Origin of the sequence: Nocardia neocaledoniensis, assembly GCF_003182135.1 — a bacterium.
GTDB lineage: Bacteria > Actinomycetota > Actinomycetes > Mycobacteriales > Mycobacteriaceae > Nocardia > Nocardia neocaledoniensis.
The window spans coordinates 286059-302845 of sequence record NZ_QGTL01000008.1 but is presented as its reverse complement, the minus strand read 5'-3'; the positions used below and the strand labels follow the sequence as shown (position 1 = coordinate 302845).

Genomic DNA, 16787 nt, shown 5'->3' with positions numbered 1-16787 from the left:
GCGCGGGCTTCGGTCAGCGACTGATCAGGCGCCGAGCAGGTGGGTGGCCAGGTAGCTCTCCACCTTGTCCAGGGCGATGCGCTCCTGGGCCATCGAGTCGCGCTCGCGGATCGTCACGGCCTGGTCGTCGAGGGTGTCGAAGTCGACCGTGATGCAGAACGGGGTGCCGATCTCGTCCTGGCGACGGTAGCGGCGGCCGATGGCGCCCGCGTCGTCGAAGTCGACGTTCCAGTTGCGGCGCAGCTGGGCGGCGAGGTCCTTGGCCTTCGGGGTGAGGTCGGCGTTGCGCGAGAGCGGCAGCACCGCGGCCTTGACCGGCGAGAGGCGACGGTCCAGGCGCAGCACCGTGCGCACGTCGACGCCGCCCTTGGCGTTGGGGGCCTCGTCCTCGGCGTAGGCGTCGACCAGGAACGCCATCAGCGAACGGGTCAGACCGGCCGCGGGCTCGATGCAGTACGGGATGTAGCGCTCACCGGAGGCCTGATCGAAGAAGCTCAGGTCGGTGCCGGAGTGCTCCGAGTGCGTCTTGAGGTCGTAGTCGGTGCGGTTGGCGATGCCCTCGAGCTCGCCCCACTCGCTGCCCTGGAAGCGGAAGCGGTACTCGATGTCGGTGGTGCCGGCCGAGTAGTGCGACAGCTTTTCCTTGGGGTGGTCGTAGAGGCGCAGGTTGTCGGGATCGATGCCGAGGTCGGTGTACCAGGCCAGGCGGGTGTCGATCCAGTACTTGTGCCACTCGGCGTCCTCGCCGGGCTTGACGAAGAACTCCATCTCCATCTGCTCGAACTCGCGGGTCCGGAAGATGAAGTTGCCGGGGGTGATCTCGTTGCGGAAGCTCTTGCCGATCTGGGCGATGCCGAACGGCGGCTTCTTGCGCGCGGTGGTCTCGACGTTCTTGTAGTTGACGAAGATGCCCTGCGCGGTCTCGGGGCGCAGGTAGTGCAGTCCCTCTTCGTCGTCGACCGGGCCGAGGAAGGTCTTGAGCAGACCGGAGAAGTTTTTGGGTTCGGTCCACTTGCCGGGCTGGCCGGTCTCGGGGTCGTTGATGTCGGCCAGGCCGTTGGCCGGCGGGTGGCCGTGCTTCTCCTCGTAGGCCTCGAGCAGGTGGTCGGCGCGGTAACGCTTGTGCGTGTGCAGCGACTCGACCAGCGGGTCGGAGAAGGTCTCGACGTGGCCGGAGGCCTCCCAGACCTGGCGCGGCAGGATCACCGAGGAATCGAGGCCGACGACATCGTCGCGGCTGGTGACCATGCTGCGCCACCACTGCCGCTTGATGTTCTCCTTCAGTTCGACGCCAAGCGGACCATAGTCCCACGCCGACTTGGTGCCTCCGTAGATCTCACCGCACGGGTAGACCAGACCCCGGCGCTTGGCGAGGTTGGCAACGGTGTCCACCTTCGACTTGGGTGCCACGCGAGATTTCTCCATCCCTAGGGAGTCGGACAGTACTTGCCGACAAGCGTATCGGGACCGGCCAAACGCTTTTGCACCGCACGGGCGAATGCCGCCGGCCCGACGCCCATGGATTTGTGTCCATGAATGTTCTTCAATAGAGGGACAGTGAGACCAGGGCATGACCGCCCGATTCGAACCGGGGGGTTCGTGATGTACCAACTGCCGCCAGATCCGTTCGACGCGGCCGAGACCGCGCGCCTGACGCGGCGCCCGTGGCTGAGCCGCCGGCGCGTGCAGAGCGTCGCCGTGGTGCTGCTGATGCCGACGATGCTGATCCTGTTCGCCCTCTTCGGACTGAAGGTGATCGAGCGCCACGCCGCCGAGTCCGCGACGACGCTCACCCCGACGGTCGCCGAACGCGCGCGGGTCGACCTGTCCCGCCCCTACGACAACACGCCCGCGGCGAGCTGGGCCGAAGGCGAGGCCGGGATCGTGGCGCCGCCGCCCACCCAGGTCGGGCCCTTTGCCGCCGACCAGGTCGCGATGGTCATGGAACGGGTCCGTCAGCTGATCATCGCGGCCAGACTGAACCGGCACGTGCTCGCTACCCACGACGCCGAACCGGTGCTGGCACAGCTGTCGACGGTCGCGGCCGAGGACGTGCGCGCCCAGCTGCGGCCGGGCAACGAGGCCGAGACCTGGTGGGTCTCGGCCAAGATCGCGCGGGGATTCACCCTGCTCCCGTCGACGCCGCGGGTGACCGGCACCATGACGCCGATCGTCGGCGCGGGTGGTCAGCTGACCGTTCGCACGAACTATCTCGTCGCCTACGCGTTCGACCATCCGGAACCGGCGGCGCTCACCGGTCCGCTCGACATCGTGGTCGTCGACCGCTGGGAGATCGACTACGAATGGTTCGCCGATCCGGCCTACGACGCGCAATCCCAGGGCATGTACATCGCCGAGGTGCGCGGCTCCGCGTTCCCGGTCAACTGCGCGCTGTCGGACAAGGGATTCCTCGCCCCGGACTACAGCAACCCACCGATCACGACCGGCGGCCAGTCGCAGGCCTCGGAGAAGTACTTCGACCCGAACGCGCCGATCGTCACCGAGAGCGGGTGCTGATCGCCGGCTCAGCGCGCCACATTCGACATGCGCACTTTTGCATGTCAAAATGGCATCGGTTTCCATTAAGGAGTTGGTTGATGACCACCGATGCCACGGCCGCCCACGCGCACAGCCCGTATCACTCCCCCGCCCCGGCGACGGTTCCCGCCCGCCAGGTGCTCGAGGACGCGGGTGAGCTGTTACGCGCGCTGGCCGCGCCGGTGCGGATCGCGATCGTGCTGCAGTTGCGTGAGTCGCCGCGCTGTGTGCACGAGCTGGTCGACGCGCTCGGGGTGACCCAGCCGCTGGTCAGCCAGCACCTGCGCATTCTCAAGTCCGCGGGCGTCGTCCACGGCGAACGCTCGGGCCGCGAGGTGCTCTACGAACTCGTCGACGACCACTTGGCGCATATCGTCATCGATGCCGTCGCCCACGCCGAGGAAGGGTAAACCGTTGGCAGACAATCCCGCCGCGAAGCAGGTCGGAGTTCGCAGCACTCGTCAGCGCAGCGCGATCTCGGCGCTGCTCGGCGACATCGACGAATTCCGCTCGGCCCAGGAGCTCCACGACGAGCTCCGCAAACGCGGCGAGGGCATCGGCCTGACCACCGTCTACCGGACCCTGCAGTCGCTGGCCGATGCGGGCATGGTCGACGTGCTGCGCACCGACTCGGGGGAATCGGTCTACCGCCAGTGCTCCAGCGGCCACCACCATCACCTGGTGTGCCGCCACTGCGGCCGCACCGTCGAGGTGGCAGGCCCGACGGTGGAGGCGTGGGCCGAGGCGATCGCCGGCGAGCACGGATTCACCGACGTCAGCCACACCCTGGAGATCTTCGGCACCTGCCGCGAGTGCGTGTGCGAGCACGCGACCGCGACGAAGGACCAGCCCGCCTCCGTGTAGTTCATGTGACTCATGTCACACCATGGAACCCCCGCTTCGCGTGGCCCGTCCAACCTTCACGACGAGACCGATCCGCGCGGCAGGGGGATTCGTGAGCACGCTGGGTGTGGAACCTGATCAATTGGCGACGCTGGCCACCGCGTGGCGGCGGGAGGCGGGCGAGGTCGCCGCGCTGTCGTGGACGGCGAGCGGCGAGGCCACGGGCGACGGCAGCGATGTCCTCGCCGCCGCCCGCGCCCTGGCCGACCCGGCCCAGCAGGCCATGACCGCCATCGCGACCAGGTTCACCACCCTGGCCGATCTCGTGGACAGGTTCTCGGCCGACATCCAGGCCGCGGACGGCGCGATCGCGGACGAGATCGGGAAGCTGAGCCCCCGCTGATGCGGCCCACGATCCCCCAGCTCGACGGCTGGAACCTCGCGGGCCTGCAGCGCACCGCCGACGCCGCCCGCGCCAACGCCGATGTCGTGTCCGCCTCGGTCGACGACTGCTCCCGCGCGGTCTCGGCGCTCGGGTCGTGGCACGGCCACACCAGGGACGCCGCGGGGCGGCGCATCGATGAGGAAGTCGACCACGGGTACGAAGTGCGCACCGTGCTCCTGCGCATCGCCGACGCGGCCGCCGACGCCCACCTCGGCCTGAACCACGCCAGGACCTACGTGCTCGGCCAGCGGGATCTCGCTGTCGGCCAAGGGTTCTCGGTCGAACCCGACGGCCGGGTGTCGCACCCCGACCCCGACAAGGAAGGCGCGGCGGGCGTCTTCCAGCTCAACCTCTTCGGTGGGCTCGACGAGATCGAGCGTCTGGACAACCAGTTCGGCACCAGCCTGAAGGAATCACTGGCCGACCTCACGGCCATGCGCGACGGCCAGCCCGACATCACCCTGCCCGACGGCACCGTCCGCGACCCGGACGCGGTCGCCGTCCAGCTGGCCGCGATGTCCGCCGACGAGCGCGCCACCTTCCTCGCGGGCCTGAGCCCGGAAGCACAGCGGCAGTTGGTGATCGCGGCGCCGGAGAAATTGGGCAATCTCAACGGGGTGCCGTTCGCGATGCGCGTCGAAGCGAACGAGATCAATATCCGCAACGCGCTGACCACCGAGAAGGCGAAAGCCGACCCGGATGAGTCCCGCGTGAAACAGCTCGAGGCGATGCTCGCGCCCATCCCGAATCCCGAGGGCACGGGCACGCTCGACACCACGGCCGCCGCGACCGCGACCCCGCGCCTGGACATGGTCGACCGCAAGTTCGTCATGTTCAGCACCGAGGGCAACGGCCGGATGATCGAGATGCTCGGCGAGATGAAGTCGGGGGCGCCCGGCGTCGGGGTGTACGTGCCCGGCACCTCGACGAACCTGAACGGCTCCGGGTCCAATCACGTCGCCGCCTGGAATCTCGCCGACAAGACCGGCGGCCCGGTGTTCCTGTACATGGAGGGCGATTTCCCGCAGAGCCTGACCAGCCTCTCCGACGGCGCGCCGAGCCCGCGCTTCGCCGCGGACATGTCCCCACGCCTGGTCGAGTTCGGCCGCGAGATCGACCGCGAGGTGGCCACGAGCATGCCGGGCACCCCGGTGACCTATGTGGGGCACTCCTACGGCGGCTCGATCGTCGGCTCCGCCGAACAGCTCGGGCTGCGCGCCGACCGGATCCTGCACGCGTCGTCAGCGGGCACCGGCGTGTTCGACACCGGCTGGAACAATCCGAATCCCGATGTCCGGCGCTATTCGATGACCGCGCCGGGCGACCTGATCGGCGTCGTGCAGTCCTACCCCGAGGGCGGGCTCACCGTCCCCGGCGGCATTCAGCTGCCGGGCAATCCGCATGCCTCCGAAGCCCTCGGCGGCGACCCCGACGAGGCGCCGGGCGTCATCCGGCTCGACACCGGGTTCTACGGGAGCGCGCGCGACGGGCACGAGGCAGGCGAGGTCATCTTCGGCACCGACGGGCACGGCGGCTATTGGAACGATCCGCGGTCGACGGCGTTCGAGAACATCGCGGGCGTCATCGCCGGCACCGGGGCGACCGCCTATGTGGAACGCGGCATCGAGACCGATGTCGTCGATATCGGCCTGGGCGACAACGGAGACGGCGCCAAGGAGGGATTCGACGCCGCCAAGGCCGCCGCGGCGGCGCAGACCGCCCGGGCCTTCGGCATCGAGCTCGACCCCTACGCCGATCCCCGGATCACCGACAATCCCGGCCCCGGTGCCAGGATCGGGATCCGATGAGGGCCGGCGTCGCGCTGGCGGCTCTCGCGGTGGTCGCCCTGACGAGCTGTTCGCCGGAGGAGACGTTCAACGGCGAGAAGGGTCCGCACAACGAGGACGTCCTGGCCGGTACCGGCCTCACCGTGGCCGCCGCCCGGCCGATCGTCGCCGAGAACTTCTCGCTCGCCTGGCCGGAGCCCGTCACCGTCGACCCCGCGACGGTCGACGCGAGCCAGGGCTGTCGATCGAAGATGACCGACATCGCGGCCGCCGGTCCGCCGTGGCGGCCGCGCTACGAGCAGACCGTGATCGACCCGCCGCAGGAGTTCATCGATCGCGCGCTGACCAACCTCGCGGCGATGACCGCGCGCGGCTACACCTTCACCCCGAGCCAGAACCCGGCCCAGGATCCGATGAGCAAGACCTACACCGACGCCAGAGGATTCTCGATCTCGTCGTGGCGCGAGACGGCGGGGCCGAAGCGGGAAGTGCGGTTCTCGATCACCTCCACCGCCCCCTGCGCGGCCGAGTGAGGGAGCACGCCACCGACTAGACTCGACACCGCCGTCACCGCTCGAGACGAGCGCTGCTGTCTATGCCAGGAGGGGATAGGTCGAGATGACAGTGCGGAAACGGGTACGGACGGCGGTCGGACCGGGCGTCAGAGGGTGTGTGGGTGTCGAGATCGGTGGAGACCGCGACAGTGCAGCACGCTGAGTTCACCGGCTCCGAGTTCGAGATCCTGTGGTCCGGCTACGGGCGCGACCGGCTCCCCTACCCCCTGCAATATCGCACCGACATCGCCGAGTTCGACGCGTTGAAGGCGCATCGCGAGGCCGCCGTCGAGAGCCTGCTGCGCAAATACGATCCGGCGATCGAGCACGCGCTGACCGTACTGCTCGACCCCGACGCCAGGGTCGAGTCCAAAGGGTTTGTCGGCAAGGATGATTCGAACATCATTCGCTTCCACGGCGCGATTCGCGGCAATCGGGGCGCGACGCTGGCGCAGGCGCCGGGCACCGCGGCGGACACGGGCGGGGACGTCACCCTGACCTACTGCACCGCGGGGCAGGTCGCCGCGCTCACCGTCGCCGCGCTGCCGCGCGCGAAGCCGGGCACGAAGCCGTCGGTGGAGGTGCGGCGCGAGCAGCTCGCGGCGGAGGAGGAACACTTCGAGTACCGCGCGGGCAGGCTCAGCTCCGCCGAGCAGCTCAACCGCATCTTCCATCGCCAACGCCGTGCGTTCGGTGAGATCTCGGCGTTCTCCGGGCCCGCCGTCGACGCGCGGCCCAGCCCCGGCCGGGCGTTCTGGTGGATGGACTACGACGACGGGCGCTACTACGTCAAAACCGGCGACCCGATCATCGCCGAACCGCTGCCCGCCGAGCGGATGATCGCGGGAATCCATCGCATGCTCGCCCGCGCCCAGCGCTACCACCAGGAGTTCGGCGGCGACGACGAGATGCTCGCCTGAACCGGCTCACCAGCTGCCCGCGAAGAGCGCCAGCAGCGCGGGCGCAGGATCGGCCACCGTCGTGATGTTCGCCAGCGCCACCACCGCCGAGACCGCCGCGGCCGCGCCGGTCACGGCCGCCAGCGCGGCGAAGGTCCGGCGCGCCCGTCGATCCCCCGCGCCGGCCCGCGCGCGCAGGCGCCACAGCAGGGCACCGGCGACGGCGAACGCGACGGCGGTACCGCAGGCGATCACGATCATGGCCTGGTGATATAGCACGAAGTCGTCGAGCAGGACCGTCACCGCGGGCAGCATCGCGGCGTCGGTCTGTACCGCGGCCTCGAGATTTGCGACCAGCTGATCCAGGACCCCGGCGAGGGCCGGGTCGACCGGCGGTTCGGTCATCATCGGCAGCGTCGAGGCGTAGGGCGCGACCACCCCCTGGATATTGGCCATTGTCGCCACCACCACGAACAACGCGGGCAGCGTCACCAGAGCGCTCACCATTCCGAGCCGGACCGGGCGCTCGGCCACGAGAAACGCCCGCCACAGCTGGACAGCCAGCGCCACGAGGACGATCACCAACAGCCCGGCGAGAACCGCCTTGGCCAGGTGATAGCGCGACCAGTATTCGACGGTCGCGGTCAGCGCGGGTGTCAGCGCCCGATCGCCGGAGCCCCAGTACTCGACGAAGCCCGCGCGCAGCGCGTTCCGCACATCGCCCTCGTCGCCGATGCCGCCGCCCGGCACGCTCCCGGCGAGCCACCGCGGAGCCAGGACGAAGGCACCGCCGAGGACGACGGCGAGCGTGGCCCACAGCGCGACAGGACGCCCGTCCACTCCTGCCCGGGCCTCGGTCTCAGAACTCATGCTCCACCCCTGTCCGCGACGACCGGCCACCGCAACGCGATCGTACCGGGAACGACCTGCGCGGCGGGTCTACCAGGCAGGACACCGAACAAGCGGCCGCACAGAGTGTTTCGCGCAGGTGGTGGCTCAGCAGTCGAGCGAGTGCTCGGGTTGCCAGACGTGCAGGGGCGAGGGGAGATAGCGAACGATGGCGTCCAGGAGCGGGGCGACATCGTCGACGGCCGGGTCACCGTCGCAGAGCACGGGGACCGCTTCGCCGATGTGGGTGAGGCGGCGGATGCCGTCGACCAGCTGTTCGGCGGGAATCCCGGTCTCGGCGCCGTCCTGTTCCAGCACGGCGCGCACCAGGTCGCGGTAGCGCCGCTCGGCGACAGCCCAGTGGTCACCGAAGAATTCGGCGGCCATCGGCGCGAGCGACCACATGGGCACCACGTCGATCACGCCCGCGAACCCCGCCCCCGCGCCCATCGGCGAATGCACGGCCACCGGCACCGCGCCGCGGATGTCGGCGATGACGCGTACGCAGCGGTCGAAATCGGCGCCGGGATGGTCGAGTCCGGTCACCAGGCAGAGGCGGGCGACCTGATGATCGTCGGCCATGCGCAGGATCGATTCGAGGCGCGGCGCGCGCCGGACGCCGGCGGGCACGACGGCGATGATCCCGTCGGCGACCCGGATCGACCGCTCGAGCTCGGCGACCGGCACCCGACTCGACAGTTCGGCGAGGTGCACGGTGTGCTCGACACCGTCGGTCGACCACGGGATCGGGCCGGTTCCCGGGCCGCCGCGGCGCAGTCGTCGCCGCAGGCGCGCGGTCTCGTCGGGGTCTCCGATGAGGGTGACGTTGCAGATCGTCTGCGGGTCAATGGCGGCGGCGCCCAACGGTCCTCCAGATCGACTCGAGGGTGGTGGCCATCGGTGGTTTCCGGCTTCACGGTAGCGCCCGCCGGGCCCCGGTGGTGCGGGTTTCCGCACCAAAGTAGAACGTGTTCCTATATCGTCGGCCGGGTGCAGAAAGAACAACGCCCCGCGGTAGCAGGCTGGTTCACTGCGGACGACGGCGCGGTACGCCTCCAAGGGAGTCGCTGCGACGTGTGCGGCACACCGTACTTCCCCCGGAATACGCTGGCTTGCCGCAATCCGCAGTGCGCGGCCCCCAAGGACGGCTCCGAACTGGTCGACTACCAGTTCTCCACGCGCGGCCGGATCTGGTCCTACGCCGACGCCCGCTACAAGCCGCCGCCGCCCTACGTCTCGCCCGAGCCGTTCGAGCCCTACATCGTGGCCGCGGTGGAACTCGAGGTGGAGAAGATGGTGATCCTCGGGCAGGTGGTGCGCGGGATCTCCGTCGACGACCTGGCCGTCGGCATGCCGGTCGAACTGACCGTCGGCGTGCTCTACGAGGACGACGACGCCGAACACACGGTGTGGATGTGGAGGCCCGTCGATGCCTGACACGAATCGCGATATCGCCGTCCTCGGTGCGGGCATGCACCAGTGGGGCAAGTGGGGCCGCAACTTCGTCGAGTACGGACTGGTCGCCGCCCGAGCCGCACTGGCGGACGCGGGAATCGACCACCGCGACGTCGGCTACATCGCCGGCGCCGACACCATCCGCAACGGGTACCCGGGCTTCGTCGCGGGCGCGACCTTCGCCCAGGCCCTCGGCTGGTCGGGCGCGCGGATCTCGAGCAGCTACGCGGCCTGCGCCTCGGGCGCCCAGGCCATCGCCAACGCCCGCGCGCAGATCCTGGCCGGGCTCACCGATGTGGCCCTGGTGGTCGGCGCCGACACCACCCCGAAGGGGTTCTTCCAGCCGGTCGGCGGCGAACGCCGCGACGACCCGGACTGGTTGCGTTTCCACCTGCTCGGCGCGACCAACCCCATCTACTTCGCGCTGTACGCCCGCAGGCGGATGGCGCTGCACGGTGCCACGCTCGAGGACTTCGCCGCCGTCAAGGTGAAGAACGCCAAGCACGGCCTGAACAACCCGTACGCCCGCTACCGCAAAGAGGTGACGGCCGAGGACGTCGCCGCCTCGGCGATCGTCTCGGACCCGTTGCGGCTGCTCGACATCTGCGCGACCAGCGACGGCGGCGCGGCCCTGGTGCTGACCTCGATGGACTACGCGCGCAAGCACGGCATCGCCGAACCGGTGCGCATCCGGGCGCTCTCGACCGTCACGCCCACCTTCCCGAAGACCGTGCTCGACCTGCCGGATTTCGCGACGGACTCCGCGGTGGCCGTGGCGCCGCCGGAGCGTCCGTTCCGCTCCGATCTCGCGCACGCGGCCTACGAGGAAGCCGGGCTCGGCCCCGACGAGCTGTCGTTCGCGGAGGTCTACGACCTGTCCACCGCGTTGGAGCTGGACTGGTACGAGGACATCGGCCTGTGCGAGACCGGTGGCGCGGAGGAACTGCTGCGCAGCGGCGCGACCACCCTCGGCGGCCGGGTGCCGGTGAACCCCAGCGGCGGCCTGGCCTGCTTCGGCGAGGCGATCCCCGCCCAGGCGATCGCCCAGGTGTGCGAGCTGACCTGGCAGTTGCGCGGGCAGGCCGACGGCCGCCAGGTGGCCGATGCCCGCGCCGGCATCGCGGTCAACCAGGGCCTGTTCGGCCACGGGTCGGCCCTCATCGCCACCCGCTGACCCAGAACACACGCGAAAACCCGGGCTGTGCCCGGGTTTTCGTGCGTGTCGCGCCGATCAGGCCGAGACCGCCACCCGCTCGGGCCCGCCCTCGACGACCGGTCGACGCGAGCGCAGGGCGCCGACGCCGAGGAGGGCGAGACCGGCAGCCGACCAGGTCAGCAGGACGGCGAGCGGAGCGAGCGCACCGGCGCCGTCGAAGTAGGCGACCGCGCGCATCAGCGAGGCCGCGGCACCGGGCGGGCACAGCTGGCCGATCGTGCCCCAGGGCTGGGGCAGCAGTTCCGGCGCCGAGGTGGCCGCGGAGAACGGGTTGCCGATCAGCAGCATCGTCAGCGCGCCGAGACCGATCCCGGCGCGCCCGATGGCGGCGGCCAGACCGACGATCGTGGTGGCGACGGCGAAGGCGGACAGGCCCGCGATGGCCGACAGTTCCAGGTAGGAGCCGGGCACGATCGACAGCCAGGTGTGGAACACGAGGGTGCTGAGCAGGCCGCCCGCCACGGCGAAGGTGACCAGCCCGACGAGTCGACCACCGAGCGTGGACACCAGCAGCGTGAGCAGCACACCCGCGGCGATGCCCGACATCACCAGGGGCAGCACCATCGATCCGAAGCCGGCGCCGCGCGGATCGTCGGGATCGGTCGCGACCACGTCCTCGACCGGGGCGGGGGTCGCGCCGCCGAGCTGCTGGGCCACGGCGGTGAGCTGCTGGGCGACCGCGGGCGAGGCAGCGGAGGCGATCAGAACCCTGGGGGCGCCGTCGCCGGTGACGATCGCGCCGTAGATCTCGTTGTCGGCCAGCGCCGTGCGGGCCGCGTCGGCGTCGGCGAGGGTGGTGATGCTGAAGGCGTCGGGGCTGCGCTGGTGCAGCTGCATGCTGAGCTGGGTGGCTTGCGGGCCGCTGACCGCGATGGGCAGATCACGCGGCGCGAGGTTGACAGCGGGCCAGGCGAAGGCGATCAGGAGCAGCGCCTGCAGCAGGGTGGCCGCGAGACCGAGCGCGACTGCTCGTCGGGTGATCGACATGACATTCTCCCTTAAAGCGAATGTTCGTTCTTTTATTGGGTCAACGGTGACACCGACGACCGTCGCTTGTCAAGAACGGATATTCGTTTTATTTTGGAACCATGCCTCGAGTCAGCGAAGAGCACCTGGAACGCCGCCGCAAACAGATCCTCGAGGCCGCGCAGCGCTGCTTCACGCGCAAGGGGTTCCACGAGACGTCGATGCAGGACGTCTTCGCCGAGGCCGGGCTGTCCGCGGGGGCGGTCTACCGGTACTTCGCGAGCAAGAACGACATCATCTTCGCGCTGATCCTGGAGACGATGACACCGTTGCGCGGGCGCATGGCCGAGATCATCCGCAGCGAACAGGCCCCCACCCCCGCCGAGGTCGTGCGGCTGGTGACCTCGGAGGTGATCAAGCGCGGCGGACCCGACGGTCCGCTGCGACTGGCGCCGCAGGCCTGGGCGATGGCGATGGTCCAACCGGAGGCGAGCGTCCCGGTGCGGGCCGCCATCGCCGGCATGCGCGAGCTGTGGCGTGAGTACGCGGTGCGCATGCGCGAGCTCGGCTGGATCCCGCCGGATGCCGACGTGGACGCGATGGCCAAGTCGATGATCAGTTTCCTGCCCGGCTTCATGCTCCAGCACCTGCTGCTCGAGGACGTGAATCCGGACGACTTCGCGCGCGGGGTGGAACTGATGCTGGGCATCAGACCGGTCGCCCGGGGTTAGAAACGTCACTGTTATGAGCGGGAACGAACGGGTAGGTTCGGGTGCGGTGCCGGTCGGGGTCTAGCGCCGAAAATCACCGAAAAACGAATCGACCAGGGAGTTTCCTGTGGCATTTCACCGTCGACACCTTCGATCACGCACCGTCGCCGCGCTCGCGGCCGCCCTCGTCCTGCCCGCGGCCGTCGCGGGCACCGCACAGGCACGCATGATCGGCGGGTTCGAGGTGGGCGGCGCGATCGAGGTCGAGTACGACCAGGCGGGCGGCGCCGCGCTCGGCGATCCCACCTCCCCCGAATCCGATGCCGCCGTCGGCGGCAAGTACCAGACCTTCGCCAACAACGCGGCCATCTACTGGCACCCCGACACCAACGCCAACACCGTCGCCGGGCAGATCAGGGACAAGTTCGCCCAGCACGGCAACGAGTCGGGCAAGCTCGGCTACCCGGTCACTCGTGAGCAGTCGACGCCGAACGGCGCGGGTCGGTTCAACCACTTCCAGAAGGGCTCGATCTACTGGTCCGTCGGCACCGGCGCGCACGAGATCAGCGGTCCGATCCGGGACAAGTGGGCCGCGCTCGGCTGGGAGTCGAGCCCGCTGGGCTTCCCGCTCAGCGATGTCGCCAAGGCGGGCAAGGGCGACGGCCAGTTCAGCATGTTCCCGACCGGCGCCATCTACTGGACCTCGGCCACCGGCGCGCACGCGGTCTGGGGCAGCATCCAGGCCGACTGGATCCGCGCGGGCGCCGAGGGCGGCCGCTACGGCTACCCCACCAGCGACGAGTACGACTACCAGGGCGGCAAGGCCCAGGATTTCCAGGGCGGCAAGATCACCTGGAAGCCCAGCAGCTGACGCCTACGGCGCGAGCAGACCCTGCCGGGCTTTGCTCGCGCCCGACAGCGTGAGCAGCAGCATGGTGGTGAGCGCGCTGTCGTCGAGGCCCTCGGCGGGGAACGTGTAGCGCAGGATCACATCACCCAGTTTGCCGCGCCCGATCAGCGTGACCGAGCCGAACTGCATCTCATTGTTGCGCTCGGCGACCCGCTTGTGCAGCTGCGGCTTGAGGGGGCGGTCCCAGGCCAGCACGCTGGTCAGCGACAGCACGGTGAGGCCGGGCGCCAGGGTGACGGCGCGGATCGAGCACAGCGCGCCGTCGTACTCGAAGCCGAGCGAGCCGTCGGCGTCGACGCGCACATCGATGTCCTGCATCTGCAGGCAGGCGCCGGTGCGCGCCTGCAGGTCGAGGTCGGGGGTGACCGCAGCGTCCATGTCGGCTCCGTCGCTCATTTGGTGCCGCCGAAGCGACGATCGCGCTTGGCGTATTCCAGGCACGCGTCCCACAGGTTACGCCGGTCGAAATCGGGGAAAAGCGTGTCCTGGTAGACGAATTCGGCGTAGGCGGCCTGCCAGATGAGGAAGTTCGAGCTGCGGAACTCCCCCGACGGGCGCAGGAACAGGTCGACATCGGGCATGTCGGGTTCGTCGAGGTACCGAGCGACGGTGGCCTCGTCGATCTTCTCCGGATCGATCTCCCCCGCGGCCACCCGGCGCGCGATCTCCCGTGCGGCGTCGGCGATCTCGGCCCGGCCGCCGTAGTTGACGCACATGGTCAGCGTCATCACGTCGTTGTCCTTGGTGAGTTCCTCGGCGACCTCGAGCTCCTTGATCACGCTGCGCCACAGGCGCGGTCGGCGTCCCGCCCAGCGCACCCGCACACCCATCTCGTGCATCTCGTCGCGGCGGCGGCGGATGACGTCGCGGTTGAAGCCCATCAGGAAACGGACCTCGTCGGGGCTGCGGCGCCAGTTCTCGGTGGAGAAGGCGTAGGCCGACAGCCACTTGACGCCGATCTCGATGGACCCTTCGACCGCGTCCATGAGCACGGCCTCGCCGCGTTCGTGCCCCGCGGTGCGCGGCAGGCCACGCTCCTGCGCCCAGCGGCCGTTGCCGTCCATCACCAGCGCGACGTGGTTGGGCACCAGCTCCGGCGGGATCGCGGGCGGGCGCGCGCCGGAGGGGTGCTGCGACGGCGGGCGGATGTCGCGGGCCGTCTTGCTCGCGGTGGATGAGTCACGACGCAGGATCACGGCGTCCATCCTGCCTGATGGCCGCCGGGCGCCGGTCCGCGGGCGGCGCGATCAGCCGGCGACGACGGGCCGGTCCACCGCCGCGCCGACGGACCGTTCGATCAGCGGCAAGGTGCGCAACTGGCGTTCCAGATGCCACTGCAGATGGGCGGCGACCAGACCACTCGCCTGGCGGCGGACATTATCGGGCACACCCGCGATGTAGTCCCACTCCCCCTTCAACAGGGCGACGAGCAGGTCGAGCACACCGGTGGCCGGGGTGCTCGCGCCCGGCGGCCTGCAGTGCACACACACCGCGCCGCCCGCCGCGACGTGGAACGCGCGATGCGGTCCCGGGGTGGCGCAGCGGGCGCATTCGTCGAGCGCGGGCGCCCATCCGGCGAAACCCATGGCGCGCAACAGGTACGCGTCGAGGATCAGTTCGTGCGGACGCTGCTTGGCGGCGATGGCGCGCAGGGCGCTGGCGGTGAGCGCGTGCAGTTTCGGGGCGGGCGCGCGTTCCTCGCCGGCGAGACGCTCGGCGGTCTCGAGGATGGCGCAGGCGGTGGTGTAGCGGCCGTAGTCGTCGATGATGTCGGCGGCGAACGCCTCGACGGTGGTCACCTGGGTGACGATGTCGAGGGTGCGTCCCGGATGCAGCTGCACGTCGATGTAGGCGAACGGCTCGAGCCGCGCCCCGAACTTCGACTTGGTGCGCCGCACCCCCTTGGCCACCGCGCGCACCAGCCCGTGTTGCCTGGTCAGCAGCGTGACGATGCGATCGGCCTCGCCCAGCTTGTGCTGACGGACCACCACCGCCTCATCCCGATACAACCGCACGGGCCCAGTCTTCCACGTCGACCCGACACCGTGCCCACGGACACGTCAGCTCTGCCTGAGCAGGCCGGTGATGAGCAGCAGCAGCGAGTGCTGGGTTTCCGCGCGGGCGCGGTCGGGGTCGGCCGCGTGGGCGACGATGAGCGAGGCTTCGGTGATCGCGCTGAGCAGCAGTTGCGCCAGCACCGGGACCGGCACCGCCGGGACCAGGCCGGCGTCGACGGCGCGCTGGAGTTCGGCGGTGAGCAGGCCGAGGCCGTGCCGGGATTCGAACTCGCGGAAGGCCGGCCAGCCCAGGACCGTCGGAGCGTCCATCAGGACGATGCGCAGCATCTCCGGGCGGCCGCAGATGTCGAGGAAGCACGCGAGCCCGGCGGTCATGCCGGCGATCACGTCGTCGGGGTCCACCGCGCCGATCGCGCCCGCGATCTCCGCGGTGGCCTCGGTCTCGACCTGTTCGAGCACGGCGAGGAACAGCCCGCGCTTGTCGCCGTAGTGGTGGTGCAGGGCGCCGCGGGTCACGCCGGCGGCCGCCACCAACTGCTCGGCGGACGTGCCGGCGAAGCCGCGCTCGGCGAACAGGTCACGGCCTGCCCGCTCGAGCGCGGTTCGGGTGGTGCGGGAGCGGTCCTCCTGACTACGGCGCTGCATGCAGCCGAGTGAACTCCACGATCAGTTCGGCGAGCAACTCCGGCTGGTCCTCGGGCAGGAAGGTGTACGAATCGCCGACCGTACGCAGGCTCGCGCGCGGCAGGTCGGCGACCAGCCGATGGGCCAGCGCCATCGGGAACAGTTTGTCCTCGGTCGACCAGACGACGAGCACCGGCAGGTCGATCTCGGCGAAGCGTTCGGCGGCGGCGAGGGTGTGCCGCGCGTCCACGCCGGCGGCGAAACGCCGCAGGTCCGCCCTGATGGCGGGGTCGCGCCGGGCGGGGCCGAGGTAGGACTCGGCGATCGGTTGCGGCAGTGCGTGTTTGGTCACCCAGCCGAAGGCGAGCGGCAACCGCTGGGCGGGTCGCCAGCGCAACGGGGCGAGCAGCGGCGCGATCGCGCCGGGGATCTTCGCCAGGCGCACCAGGGCCGTGAAGGCCTTCGGCGGGAAGACCTCGTAGCAGTCGACGGCGGCCAGGACCACGCGGCCGATGCGCTCCGGGTGCCGCGTCATCAGGATCTGGGTGAGCGCGCCACCGGTGTCGTTGGCGACGATCGTGACATCGGTGAGGTCGAGCGCGTCGAGGAATTCGGCGATCAGATCGGCCAGGCCGGTGGGCGTGAGGTCGGCCGCGGGCATCGGGATCGTGTGCGAGCCGAGTGGCCAGTCGGGCGTGAGACAGCGATGTCCGGCCGCGACGAGGCCGGGCACGACATCGCGCCACAGATCGGCGTTGACGAGCAGGCCGTGGACGAAGACGACCGGCGATCCGGTTCCGATGTCGTGATAGCGGAGACGCCCGGACGAGAGCGTGCGGTCGTGCGCCGGGCCGAGTGCTGAGCTGATTCCCATGGGGTCCTCCCCTGGTCGAATGCTGGGCCTATCCACTGTTACATACATACCGAATGTATT

The 16787-nt window shown here is 70.0% G+C and carries 20 protein-coding genes; 11 read left to right on the top strand and 9 right to left on the bottom strand.

Annotated elements, in window-relative coordinates; all coding sequences use genetic code 11:
- Positions 1–24 precede the first annotated feature (24 nt).
- Positions 25–1425 carry a glycine--tRNA ligase gene (locus DFR69_RS22585; RefSeq protein WP_186817459.1) on the bottom strand — a complete coding sequence of 467 codons (1401 nt, stop codon included), beginning with the start codon at positions 1423–1425 and terminating at the stop codon, positions 25–27.
- A 174-nt stretch (positions 1426–1599) separates the two neighbouring features.
- Between DFR69_RS22585 and DFR69_RS22580 the strand changes: the two genes are divergently transcribed.
- The 7 genes from DFR69_RS22580 (at position 1600) to DFR69_RS22550 (ending at position 7087) form a co-directional block, all read left to right on the top strand.
- Positions 1600–2517: a hypothetical protein gene (locus DFR69_RS22580; protein ID WP_147123910.1), complete on the top strand. Its 918-nt coding sequence runs from the start codon at positions 1600–1602 to the stop codon at positions 2515–2517.
- Between the two features lie 80 nt (positions 2518–2597).
- Positions 2598–2948, top strand: coding sequence for an ArsR/SmtB family transcription factor (locus tag DFR69_RS22575; RefSeq protein ID WP_110039590.1), 351 nt, complete (start codon positions 2598–2600; stop codon positions 2946–2948).
- Entirely contained in the window at positions 2920–3402 is a 483-nt protein-coding gene (locus DFR69_RS22570) for a Fur family transcriptional regulator (RefSeq protein ID WP_110039589.1), read from the top strand. Before DFR69_RS22575 ends, DFR69_RS22570 begins: the two co-directional genes overlap by 29 nt.
- 91 nt (positions 3403–3493) lie before the next feature.
- Positions 3494–3784, top strand: a complete 291-nt coding sequence (locus DFR69_RS22565; RefSeq protein WP_110039588.1) for a hypothetical protein — start codon at positions 3494–3496, stop codon at positions 3782–3784.
- The gene (locus DFR69_RS22560; RefSeq protein WP_110039587.1) at positions 3784–5634 is read left to right on the top strand and encodes an alpha/beta hydrolase family protein; all 1851 of its coding nucleotides are present in this window, start codon (positions 3784–3786) and stop codon (positions 5632–5634) included. The genes DFR69_RS22565 and DFR69_RS22560 overlap by 1 nt, the downstream gene beginning before the upstream one ends.
- Positions 5631–6146: a hypothetical protein gene (locus DFR69_RS22555; RefSeq protein ID WP_110039586.1), complete on the top strand. Its 516-nt coding sequence runs from the start codon at positions 5631–5633 to the stop codon at positions 6144–6146. The genes DFR69_RS22560 and DFR69_RS22555 overlap by 4 nt, the downstream gene beginning before the upstream one ends.
- A 143-nt stretch (positions 6147–6289) precedes the next feature.
- Positions 6290–7087, top strand: coding sequence for an ESX secretion-associated protein EspG (locus tag DFR69_RS22550; RefSeq protein ID WP_244198401.1), 798 nt, complete (start codon positions 6290–6292; stop codon positions 7085–7087).
- A 6-nt stretch (positions 7088–7093) separates the two neighbouring features.
- Here DFR69_RS22550 and DFR69_RS22545 read toward each other — a convergent pair whose 3' ends face one another.
- The gene (locus DFR69_RS22545) at positions 7094–7936 is read right to left on the bottom strand and encodes a hypothetical protein (protein WP_146229400.1); all 843 of its coding nucleotides are present in this window, start codon (positions 7934–7936) and stop codon (positions 7094–7096) included.
- Between the two features lie 126 nt (positions 7937–8062).
- Positions 8063–8818: a GTP-binding protein gene (locus DFR69_RS22540; protein WP_110039584.1), complete on the bottom strand. Its 756-nt coding sequence runs from the start codon at positions 8816–8818 to the stop codon at positions 8063–8065.
- A 126-nt stretch (positions 8819–8944) separates the two neighbouring features.
- On the opposite strand from DFR69_RS22540, the gene DFR69_RS22535 reads away from it, so the two are divergent.
- Together DFR69_RS22535 and DFR69_RS22530 are read left to right on the top strand one after the other, a co-directional pair.
- Complete coding sequence (locus tag DFR69_RS22535; RefSeq protein ID WP_110039583.1) at positions 8945–9391, top strand: Zn-ribbon domain-containing OB-fold protein; 447 nt, start codon at positions 8945–8947, stop codon at positions 9389–9391.
- On the top strand, positions 9384–10583 hold the full coding sequence (locus DFR69_RS22530) for a lipid-transfer protein (RefSeq protein WP_110039582.1): 1200 nt from the start codon (positions 9384–9386) through the stop codon (positions 10581–10583). Before DFR69_RS22535 ends, DFR69_RS22530 begins: the two co-directional genes overlap by 8 nt.
- A 57-nt stretch (positions 10584–10640) precedes the next feature.
- On the opposite strand, the gene DFR69_RS22525 is transcribed toward DFR69_RS22530, so the two are convergent.
- Positions 10641–11612, bottom strand: a complete 972-nt coding sequence (locus DFR69_RS22525; RefSeq protein ID WP_110039581.1) for a hypothetical protein — start codon at positions 11610–11612, stop codon at positions 10641–10643.
- A gap of 101 nt (positions 11613–11713) precedes the next feature.
- Between DFR69_RS22525 and DFR69_RS22520 the strand changes: the two genes are divergently transcribed.
- Positions 11714–12322, top strand: a complete 609-nt coding sequence (locus tag DFR69_RS22520) for a TetR/AcrR family transcriptional regulator (protein WP_110039580.1) — start codon at positions 11714–11716, stop codon at positions 12320–12322.
- 106 nt (positions 12323–12428) lie between these two features.
- Positions 12429–13172, top strand: coding sequence for an LGFP repeat-containing protein (locus DFR69_RS22515; protein ID WP_244198400.1), 744 nt, complete (start codon positions 12429–12431; stop codon positions 13170–13172).
- 3 nt (positions 13173–13175) lie between these two features.
- On the opposite strand, the gene DFR69_RS22510 is transcribed toward DFR69_RS22515, so the two are convergent.
- The 5 genes from DFR69_RS22510 to DFR69_RS22490 form a co-directional block, all read right to left on the bottom strand.
- Positions 13176–13529, bottom strand: a complete 354-nt coding sequence (locus tag DFR69_RS22510) for a YbjN domain-containing protein (protein ID WP_244198405.1) — start codon at positions 13527–13529, stop codon at positions 13176–13178.
- A gap of 74 nt (positions 13530–13603) precedes the next feature.
- The gene (locus DFR69_RS22505) at positions 13604–14416 is read right to left on the bottom strand and encodes an isoprenyl transferase (RefSeq protein WP_110039578.1); all 813 of its coding nucleotides are present in this window, start codon (positions 14414–14416) and stop codon (positions 13604–13606) included.
- 42 nt (positions 14417–14458) lie between these two features.
- The gene (gene recO / locus DFR69_RS22500; protein ID WP_110039577.1) at positions 14459–15226 is read right to left on the bottom strand and encodes a DNA repair protein RecO; all 768 of its coding nucleotides are present in this window, start codon (positions 15224–15226) and stop codon (positions 14459–14461) included.
- 45 nt (positions 15227–15271) lie between these two features.
- Positions 15272–15874, bottom strand: a complete 603-nt coding sequence (locus tag DFR69_RS22495) for a TetR/AcrR family transcriptional regulator (protein ID WP_110039576.1) — start codon at positions 15872–15874, stop codon at positions 15272–15274.
- Entirely contained in the window at positions 15861–16727 is an 867-nt protein-coding gene (locus DFR69_RS22490) for an alpha/beta fold hydrolase (protein ID WP_110039575.1), read from the bottom strand. Before DFR69_RS22490 ends, DFR69_RS22495 begins: the two co-directional genes overlap by 14 nt.
- Between the last annotated feature and the right edge of the window lie 60 nt (positions 16728–16787).